Origin of the sequence: Sinosporangium siamense, from assembly GCF_016863435.1 — a bacterium.
Lineage (GTDB): Bacteria > Actinomycetota > Actinomycetes > Streptosporangiales > Streptosporangiaceae > Sinosporangium > Sinosporangium siamense.
Genome location: NZ_BOOW01000071.1, coordinates 1 through 2,205 on the forward strand (window position 1 = coordinate 1; position 2,205 = coordinate 2,205).

The 2,205-nt window shown below is 68.8% G+C and carries 2 protein-coding genes; both read left to right on the top strand.

The window, feature by feature from the left end; genetic code table 11:
* The first annotated feature begins 66 nt into the window (after window positions 1-66).
* Complete coding sequence (istA, locus tag Ssi02_RS38400) at window positions 67-1,329, top strand: IS21 family transposase (protein ID WP_204034402.1); 1,263 nt, start codon at window positions 67-69, stop codon at window positions 1,327-1,329.
* A complete protein-coding gene (gene istB, locus Ssi02_RS38405; protein ID WP_275410811.1) occupies window positions 1,326-2,141 on the top strand; it encodes an IS21-like element helper ATPase IstB in 816 nt (271 codons plus the stop codon). The genes istA and istB overlap by 4 nt, the downstream gene beginning before the upstream one ends.
* Window positions 2,142-2,205 lie beyond the last annotated feature (64 nt).

A 2,205-nucleotide genomic window follows, 5' to 3' on the forward strand; every position in this document is an offset into this window, starting at 1 on the left:
GTCGTAGCTTCCTCAAAACTGACCCCCTAGCGACCTTTGAAGCTGGACCCCCTTGACGCTAGGAGGGTGATCAAAGTGGAGGACTGGGCGGAGATCCGCCGTCTGCACCGGGCCGAGGGAATGCCGATCAAGGCGATCGTCCGACGATTGGGAATCGCCCGGAACACGGTCCGACGGGCGCTGGCATCGGACGCCCCGCCCAAGTACCGGCGGGCGCCCGCAGGGTCGGTGGTGGACCCGTTCGAGCCGCAGATCCGCGCCTTGCTCACGCAATGGCCGACGATGCCCGCTCCGGTGATCGCCGAGCGGATCGGCTGGCCGCACTCGATGTCGCCGCTCAAGAAGCGGCTGACACTGATCCGGCCGGAGTACACGGGCATCGACCCGGTGGACCGGGTGACCTACGAGCCGGGGCAGATCGCCCAATGCGACCTGTGGTTCCCCGACACACCCGTCCCGGTGGCCGTGGGCCAGCGGCGGGTGCTGCCCGTGCTGGTGATGACGCTGGGATTCTCCCGGTTCATGACCGCGCGGATGATCCCCACCCGGCAGGGCGGCGACATCCTTTCGGGTATGTGGTGGTCGATCAGCGGGATCGGCCGGGTGACCAAGACCCTGGTCTGGGACCGGGAGGCCGCCATCGGAGGGACCGGCCGGGTCAGCATCGCGGCGGCGGCCTTCGCGGGGACGCTGGCCACGCAGATCAAGCTCGCCCCGCCCCGCGACCCGGAGTACAAGGGGATGGTCGAGCGGGCCAACGGGTTCCTGGAGACGTCCTTCCTTCCCGGGCGCCTGTTCTCCTCGCCGGCCGACTTCAACCGGCAGCTGCAGGAATGGCTGGTCAAGGCCAACGCCCGCACGGTCCGGGCGATCGCCGGCCGCCCGGTGGACCTGCTGGAGACCGACTACCTGGCGATGACCCCGCTGCCGCCGGTCCGTCCGCAGGTCGGTCTGCGGCACCGGATCCGGCTGGGCCGCGACTACCACGTGCGCCTGGACACAGTCGACTACTCCGTTGATCCGCGCGCCATCGGCAGGTTCGTTGACGTCGCCGCCTCGCCGGAGACCGTCACCGTCACCTGCGAGGGAGGTGTCGTGGCGCGGCACGACCGCTCCTGGGCCAAGCGGGGCCTGGTCACCGACCCGGCCCACGCCGCCGCGGCCGCGCAGATGCGGCAGGCCCTGGCCGAGGACCGGCGGCGGCGTCAGGCCGCTGTCCGCAGCCACGCCGACGGCCACACCGTCGAGTTGCGGGCGCTGCCGGACTACGACGCCCTGTTCGGCGTCGACTTCACCAACCCGAACGAGAAAGTGAGCAGCCAGCAGTGACCACCGCAGCCATGACGAAGAAGGGGGGCATCGCCCCCAAGGACGGCATGCCGTCGATGCTCGCCTACCTGACCCGCGTGCTGAAGATGCCCACGATCGGCGCGTTCTGGGAGGAGCTGGCCGGCCAGGCGCGCGATCAGAACTGGTCGCATGAGGAGTATCTGGCCGCGCTGCTGCAGCGCCAGCTCGCCGACCGGGAGTCCAAGGGCACCACGATGCGCATCCGCACCGCCCACTTCCCGGCGGTCAAGACGTTGGAGGACTTCAACCTCGACCACCTGCCCTCGCTGCGCCGGGATGTCCTGGCGCATCTGGCGACCGGCGCCTTCGTCGCCAAGGCCGAGAACGTGATCCTGCTGGGGCCACCGGGCCTCGGCAAGACGCACCTGGCCATCGGGCTCGGGGTCAAGGCCGCGCACGCCGGCTACTCGGTGCTGTTCGACACCGCCAGCAACTGGATCGCCCGGCTCGGCGCCGCCCATCATGCCGGCCGTCTGGAGGCCGAGCTGAAGAAGATCCGCCGCTACAAGCTGATCATCGTTGACGAGGTGGGCTACATCCCGTTCGACCAGGATGCCGCCAACCTGTTCTTCCAGCTTGTGGCCTCGCGATACGAGCTGGGCTCGATCATGGTCACGTCGAACCTGCCCTTCGGGCGGTGGGGGGAGACCTTCTCCGACGACGTGGTGGCCGCCGCGATGATCGACCGCCTCGTCCACCATGCCGAGGTCCTCACCTTGACCGGTGACTCCTATCGAACCCGGCAGCGCCGCGAACTACTGGCCAAAGAGAACCGCGCCAGCAACGGCTGATGCGAATCCACTGGGGTCAGCATTGAGAGATCCGCAGGGGGTTCAGATTGGGGAAGCATTGACA